This is a genomic window from Neoroseomonas rubea, from assembly GCF_016106015.1.
Taxonomy (GTDB): domain Bacteria; phylum Pseudomonadota; class Alphaproteobacteria; order Acetobacterales; family Acetobacteraceae; genus Neoroseomonas; species Neoroseomonas rubea.
Genome location: NZ_JACADQ010000264.1, coordinates 1 through 5,978, shown reverse-complemented (window position 1 = coordinate 5,978; position 5,978 = coordinate 1). Strand labels below are relative to the sequence as shown.

Sequence of the window (5,978 nt, the reverse complement as noted above, 5' to 3'; positions counted from 1 at the left end):
GAGCCGGCCTCCCAGATTCAGGCGCGACTGGAGTTCAGGCGTGTGCTCTTCCGACCCTCCTCCGCGCCCGGGCGCGGAGGATGTCGCGCTGCGCCGCGCGCTGGCCGAGGCGGGGGAGGCCGCGCCCGTGCTGGACCGGACTTGGCTGGTCGCGGCGCGGGAGGATGGCGATCCGGCCGCCTGGGCCGCGCTGCGGGCGCGCATCGCGGCAATGGAGGTGCCGGTCTTCCCGCTGCTCGGCCGGGACCTGCTGGCGGAAGGCGTTCCGGCGGGCCCGGCCATGGGGCGGCTGCTGGGCGCGCTGCGCGACTCCTGGCTCGCGGGCGGCTGCGTCGCGACGCGGGAGGAGCTGCGGGCGGAGGCGCGGCGGCGATTCGTGAGCGGGATGCCGGACTGACCGCGGATGCGCGGAGGAGCGGGGGCAATGCGGGCGCCTGGCACGCCCATGCGACACCGCTCCGCCGCGGCGTGCCCTGCCGATGACCGGTGCCGCGCCCTTCGGGCCGATCGGCGACGAGGCCGCACTCGGGGGATGAGTGGGGGATCCGGCCCCGCCGCCTTCACCGGAACGAAACAAGAACTAGCACATCCTGAACGCGCCCGGCAAGGGCCGCCCGATGACATGATCGGGACGGTGCCGGCCGGAGGATTCGCGGCCTGCGATGCCCTGCCAGGGTCGCGCGCCGGGTCCTGGCGGGTGCAGGGGACACGGTCCCCTGCCGGGGGAGTGCGAGGGGGCGGCGCCCCCTCGCATGGCTACCGCGCGGACACGGTCCCTTGCCGGGGGAACGCGTGGGGGCGGCGCCCCCTCGCATTCCGTCCGTCCCTGTTCTGGCCTATCCCCTTCCCCGCATGACCTCCTCCGTTCTTCTTCGCCGCCTCTGGCGCGGCTATGTCGCCTGGCATCGCCGTGGCATCGCGATCGCGCTGCTCTGCACGCTCGGCGTCGCGGGCATGACGGCGCTGTATCCGGTGGTGATCCAGCAGGCCTTCGACCGCTTCACCTCGGGCCAGCATGACGGGCTGTGGCTGGTGCCGATCGTCGTGGTGGTCGTGACCGCGCTGAAGGCCGCCGCGCAGTTCGGCCAGGCGGTGGCGATCCAGGCCGTGGTGCTGCGGGTGATCGAGGCGCTGCAATCGGATCTGTTCCGCGCACTGACGCGGGCGGATCTCGCGATGGTGGCGCGGGAGGCGCCGGCGCGCCATGCCGCGCGCTTCACGACCGATGCCTCGCTGATCCGCGAGGCCCTGACCAAGTCGATCAACGCCGTCGCCGATGCGCTGACCGTGGTCGGCCTGGCCGCGTCGATGGTCTGGCTCGACTGGCAGATGTCGCTGGTCGCGGCGCTGCTCTATCCGCTCGCGATCCTGCCCATCCTCAAGCTCGGCAAGCGGATCCGCCGGGCTTCGGGCGGGATGCAGGAACGGGTGGGCGAAGCCGCGGCGGCGCTGACGGAATCCTTCGGCGCCGCGCGGGTGGTGCGCGCCTATCGGCTGGAGGCGGCGGAGGAAGCCCGCGCGGCACGGCTCTTCGCCCGGCTGCGGGAGAGCCTGTACGGCATCGCGCGCACGCGCGCCTCCCTCGACCCGATGCTCGAGGTGCTGGGCGGGCTCGCCGTCGCGGCGGTCATCGCCTTCGTCGGCTGGCGGGTGTCGTCGGGCGCGGGGACGCTGGGCGAATTCACCGGCTTCGTCGCCGCGCTGCTGATCGCCTCCCGCCCCGTGCGCGCGCTGGGGTCGCTGAACGCGGCGATGCAGGAGGGCTTCGCCGGGCTCTCGCGCGTCTTCGGCGTGATGGACGCCGATCGCCGCGTGGTGGACGCGCCCGGCGCGGCCGCGCTGCCGGCGGGGCATGGGCGCGTGGAGTTCGCCGGCGTCGGCTTCACCTATGAGGGCGTGCCGGATGCGGCGCTGGCGGGCCTGTCCTTCGTCGCCGAGCCCGGGCAGACGGTCGCGCTGGTCGGGCCGTCGGGCGCGGGGAAATCCACCGCCATCGCGCTGGTGCCCCGGCTGTACGACGCGACCGAGGGCGCGGTGCTGGTCGATGGCGTGGACACGCGCGCGGCCTCGCTCGCCAGCCTGCGCGACGCCATCGCCTATGTGGGGCAGGAGGCGGTGATCTTCGACGACACCGCCTTGGCCAACATCGCCTGCGGGCGCGAAGGCGCCACGCGCCAGCAGGTGGAGGACGCCGCCCGCGCCGCCGCCGCGCATGACTTCATCGCCGCGCTGCCCGATGGGTACGAGAGCATGCTTGGCCCGGCCGGGTCGCGGCTGTCGGGCGGACAGCGCCAGCGCATCGCGCTGGCCCGCGCGCTGCTGCGCGACCCGCGCATCCTGCTGCTGGACGAGGCGACGAGCGCGCTGGATGCCGAGAACGAGGCGCTGGTGCAGCAGGCGCTGGCGCGGCTGCGCCAGGGCCGCACCACGCTGGTGATCGCGCATCGGCTGGCCACGGTGCGCGACGCGGACCGGATCGTGGTGATGGAGAAGGGGCGCGCGGTCGAGCAGGGCACCCATGCCGAGCTGATGGCGGCGGACGGGCTCTATGCGCGGCTGGTGCGCACCCAGGCCTTCGGGTAGGCGCGCGCGGCGGGATGCGCAGCCGCTGGTTCGACCTGCTGGTGCTCGCGGCCTCCCGCGCCGCGATGGGGGCGCAGTTCCAGGTGGTGGGCGCGCTCGGGCCTCTGCTGATCGGCACGCTGGCGGCGGATTGGACGGAGTTGGGCTCGCTGATCGGCGCCTATTCGCTCGCCGGCGTCTTCGTGGCGTTGCCGGCGGGCTGGGTGATGGCGCGGCTGGGGGACCGGCGCGTGCTGCTCTCGGGCGTCGGGCTGATGGCCGCCGGCGGGGCGGTGCTGGCGCTGGCGGAAGGCTTCGGCATGGCGATGGCCGGAAGGCTCGTCTCGGGCGTCGGCGGGGCGCTGCTGGCGATCGCCTGCGCGAAGATGGTGCTGGACCGCTTCTCGGGCGCATCCCTCGCGCCGGCGCTCGGGCTGATGCTGATGGCCTGGCCCTGCGGGATCGGCATCGCGCTGCTGGTGCTGCCGCTGCTGGGCGGGGATTGGCGTGCGGGGCTGTGGTGGTCGGCCGCGGTGTGCCTCGCCTCCTTCGTGCCGCTGCTGATCGCCCTGCCGCGCGGGGATGGCGCGGGTGCCGCGCCGGCGCGGCGCGGCGGGCTGCTGCGCAGCGAATGGGCGCCGCTGCTGACGGCGGGCAGCGTCTGGGGCTTCTACAACGCGGCCTATGTCGTGGCGCTCGGCTTCGCGCCGGCCTTCCTGGTGGCGCGCGGCTGGGGGGTGGAGGCGGCGGGCGCCGTCACGTCGCTGATCGGCTTCGCCATCCTGCCGCTGCTGCCGATGGGCGGCGCGCTGGCGGAACGCGCGGGGCGGCCGGTGGCGGTCACGGTCGGCTGCATGCTCGGCATGGCGGGATGCCTGCTGGCGGTCGTCGCGGGCCTCTCGCCCTGGGTGTTCCTGACGCTGTTCGGCGTGCTGACGGCACCGCCGGCGAGCCTGGTGATGGCGATGGTGGGGCGCGCTCTCTCCCCGGCATCCCGCGCCTTCGGCATGGGCGTGCACTACACGCTGTTCTACGGCGCGCTCGCGGCGCTGCCGCCGCTGGCGGGGCTGGCGCGGGACGTCACCGGCGCACCCGCGGCGCCGCTGCTGGCGGGGGTGGCGTTCCTCGCGGTGGCGCTGGTCGCGCTTGCCACCTATCTGCGCGTCATGGCGCGGAGGCAGGGATGAGCGCAACGCCGGATCCGGACACGCTGCACCCGATCCCGGGCTCGCCGGGCGTGGTGTTCCTCAGGCCGCTGCTCGCGCGGCATCCGCAGGTGGCGAACGTCACCGCGGGCGCGTTCTCCTACTACCACGACGACGATCCGGAGGCGGCGCTGCGCTTCCTCGAGCTGTGCGTGCGCTACAACTACGGCGAAGGTCGCCTTTCGATCGGGCGGTGGTGCGCCATCGCGCATCGCGCGACCTTCCTGATGCCGGGCGCGAACCACGCCATGGCGGGGCCTTCCACCTATCCCTTCGGCATCCTGGGCGGCGCCTTCGCCGATGCGCTGCCGCTGCCCGACTATCCGTGGCGCGGCGGCGGGGACATCACCATCGGGCACGATGTCTGGCTCGGCACGGAATGCCTCGTGCTGCCGGGTGTCACCATTGGCCATGGCGCCGTCGTCGGCGCGCGCGCCGTGGTGGCGAAGGACGTGCCGCCCTATGCCGTCGTCGCGGGCAATCCGGCGCGCGTGGTGCGCATGCGCTTCGACGAGGCGACGATCGCGCGGCTGCTCGCGACAGGCTGGTGGGACTGGCCGGCGGAGCGCGTCATCCGCGCCATCCCCGCGCTGGTGAAGGGCGACGTCGCGGCGCTGGAGGACGTTGCCCGCGCCACATGAATCGGCAGGCGATGAATTCGTGACTCCGAATGGAAAAGGGGCCTAGCGTCCGCCCGCGCTCCGAACTTCGGACCGCCAAGAAGGGAGGAACCGGCCATGGACATCCTGCCGCACAACGAGAAGGCAGCCGCCACCTGGGGCTCGGGCGGCGCGGCCTACGACAAGGTCAGCGAGACCATCGCGGATTCCATCGACCACATGCTCGACCGGCTCGACATCCAGCCCGGGGAGCGCGCGCTCGACCTCGCGACGGGCACGGGCTGGACGGCGCGGCGGCTCGCCCAGAAGGGCGCGCGCGTCACGGGCGTCGATCTCGGCGCGGGCGTGATCGACGCGGCGCGCAGCCTCGCCGCGGCCTCGGGCCTCGATATCGCGTTCGAGGTGGGCGACGCGGAGGCGACCGGCCTTCCGGCCGGGTGCTTCGATGTCGTCACCTCCACCTGCGGGGTGATGTTTGCCGCGCGGCCCGACGCGGTGGCGCGCGAACTGGCGCGGTTGGTCCGCCCCGGCGGGCGCATCGGCCTGACCACCTGGCCACCCACCAGCACGCTCGCGCAGATGTTCCAGATGATGCGGCCCTACATGCCGCCCCCGCCCAACCCGGCCCCGCCCTCCCCCTTCGAATGGGGGCGGGAGGAGCGGGTGCGCGAACTGCTCGGCGCCGATTTCGACCTGGCCTTCGAGACCGGCACGACGGTGCTGCGCATGCCGTCGGGCGAGCGCGTGTGGGAGGTGTTCAGCGAGGGCTACGGCCCGACCAAGACGCTGCACCGGACGACGGAACGCCGCGACGACCTGCGCCGCGACTTCATCGCCTTCCACGACGCGCATCGCACGCCGCTCGGCGTGGCGATGCCGCGCGAATACCTGGTGGTGATCGGGACGCGGCGCTGAGGCAGGTGCCGCGGCGTCACTCGCGCCGCAGCACCCCATCGACCAGCCGATCGGCCCAGGGCGTGCTCCGGAATTCCGCCCGCAGCGCGTCCTCCGAATAGTCGTCGCGCACCCAGTCGAGGAAGGGCTTCTCGCCATGCCGCTTCACGAAGGCGGCGTAGCGGCGGAAGAAGGCGTCGAGGATGCCGGTGCGCGCCGCCGCGACATGGCCGAAGCGCAGCGACAACTGGTCGAGCGCTTCCTCCACCCCGCGTCCCCGCGTCATCAGCCAGATGCCGGCGGCAAGCCCCGTGCGGTCGGCGCCGGACTTGCAGTGGATCAGCGCCGGTTCCTCCATGCGCGCGAAGATGCCGGCGAGGCGCAGCACGCGGTCCTTGTGCGGCGCGCCGCGGCTTTCCAGCGGCGCGTCGATGTGTTCCAGCCCGAGTTCCGCCGCCGCTTCCCGCCCCAGCGCATCCGAGCCGCAGGCCTCCCGATGGCCGCGCAGGTTGATGACGGTGCGGATGCCGTGCCGGCGCACCGCCTGGCGCAGTTGCCAGGGCGTCGGGTGGTTCGAGGCCCTCGGCCACGTAGGACGTCATGGCAGAGAGCGACGACCCCGAGCAGAAACCCGAGGCCAAGATGCCGGACGCCGACGCCCGCGACCGCAAGCGCAGGAAGGGCACGCCGGACGCGG

The 5,978-nt window shown here is 73.9% G+C and carries 5 protein-coding genes and 1 pseudogene; 5 read left to right on the top strand and 1 reads right to left on the bottom strand.

Going from position 1 to position 5,978, the window contains the following annotated elements; all coding sequences use genetic code 11:
* From HW577_RS19050 to HW577_RS19030, 5 genes and pseudogenes are all read left to right on the top strand, one after another.
* Window positions 1-397 (top strand): annotated as a pseudogene (locus HW577_RS19050) (hypothetical protein); the annotation flags it as partial.
* Window positions 398-852: 455 nt separating this feature from the next.
* Window positions 853-2,583: an ABC transporter ATP-binding protein gene (locus HW577_RS19045; protein WP_198377718.1), complete on the top strand. Its 1,731-nt coding sequence runs from the start codon at window positions 853-855 to the stop codon at window positions 2,581-2,583.
* Between the two features lie 14 nt (window positions 2,584-2,597).
* Window positions 2,598-3,749 (top strand): MFS transporter, encoded by a 1,152-nt coding sequence (locus HW577_RS19040; protein ID WP_198377717.1) that lies wholly within the window; start codon window positions 2,598-2,600, stop codon window positions 3,747-3,749.
* Window positions 3,746-4,408 carry a CatB-related O-acetyltransferase gene (locus HW577_RS26945; RefSeq protein ID WP_198377716.1) on the top strand — a complete coding sequence of 221 codons (663 nt, stop codon included), beginning with the start codon at window positions 3,746-3,748 and terminating at the stop codon, window positions 4,406-4,408. The genes HW577_RS19040 and HW577_RS26945 overlap by 4 nt, the downstream gene beginning before the upstream one ends.
* A 96-nt stretch (window positions 4,409-4,504) precedes the next feature.
* Window positions 4,505-5,302, top strand: a complete 798-nt coding sequence (locus HW577_RS19030) for a class I SAM-dependent methyltransferase (RefSeq protein WP_198377715.1) — start codon at window positions 4,505-4,507, stop codon at window positions 5,300-5,302.
* Between the two features lie 16 nt (window positions 5,303-5,318).
* On the opposite strand, the gene HW577_RS19025 is transcribed toward HW577_RS19030, so the two are convergent.
* The gene (locus tag HW577_RS19025) at window positions 5,319-5,822 is read right to left on the bottom strand and encodes a fused DSP-PTPase phosphatase/NAD kinase-like protein (RefSeq protein WP_332837764.1); all 504 of its coding nucleotides are present in this window, start codon (window positions 5,820-5,822) and stop codon (window positions 5,319-5,321) included.
* Window positions 5,823-5,978: the final 156 nt, after the last annotated feature.

Excerpts from the sequence above, each read along its gene's own strand:
- HW577_RS19045 (WP_198377718.1), top strand. The coding sequence starts at position 853 with ATGACCTCCTCCGTTCTTCTTCGCCGCCTCTGGCGCGGCTATGTCGCC.
- HW577_RS26945 (WP_198377716.1), top strand. The coding sequence starts at position 3,746 with ATGAGCGCAACGCCGGATCCGGACACGCTGCACCCGATCCCGGGCTCG.
- HW577_RS19040 (WP_198377717.1), top strand. The coding sequence starts at position 2,598 with ATGCGCAGCCGCTGGTTCGACCTGCTGGTGCTCGCGGCCTCCCGCGCC.
- HW577_RS19030 (WP_198377715.1), top strand. The coding sequence starts at position 4,505 with ATGGACATCCTGCCGCACAACGAGAAGGCAGCCGCCACCTGGGGCTCG.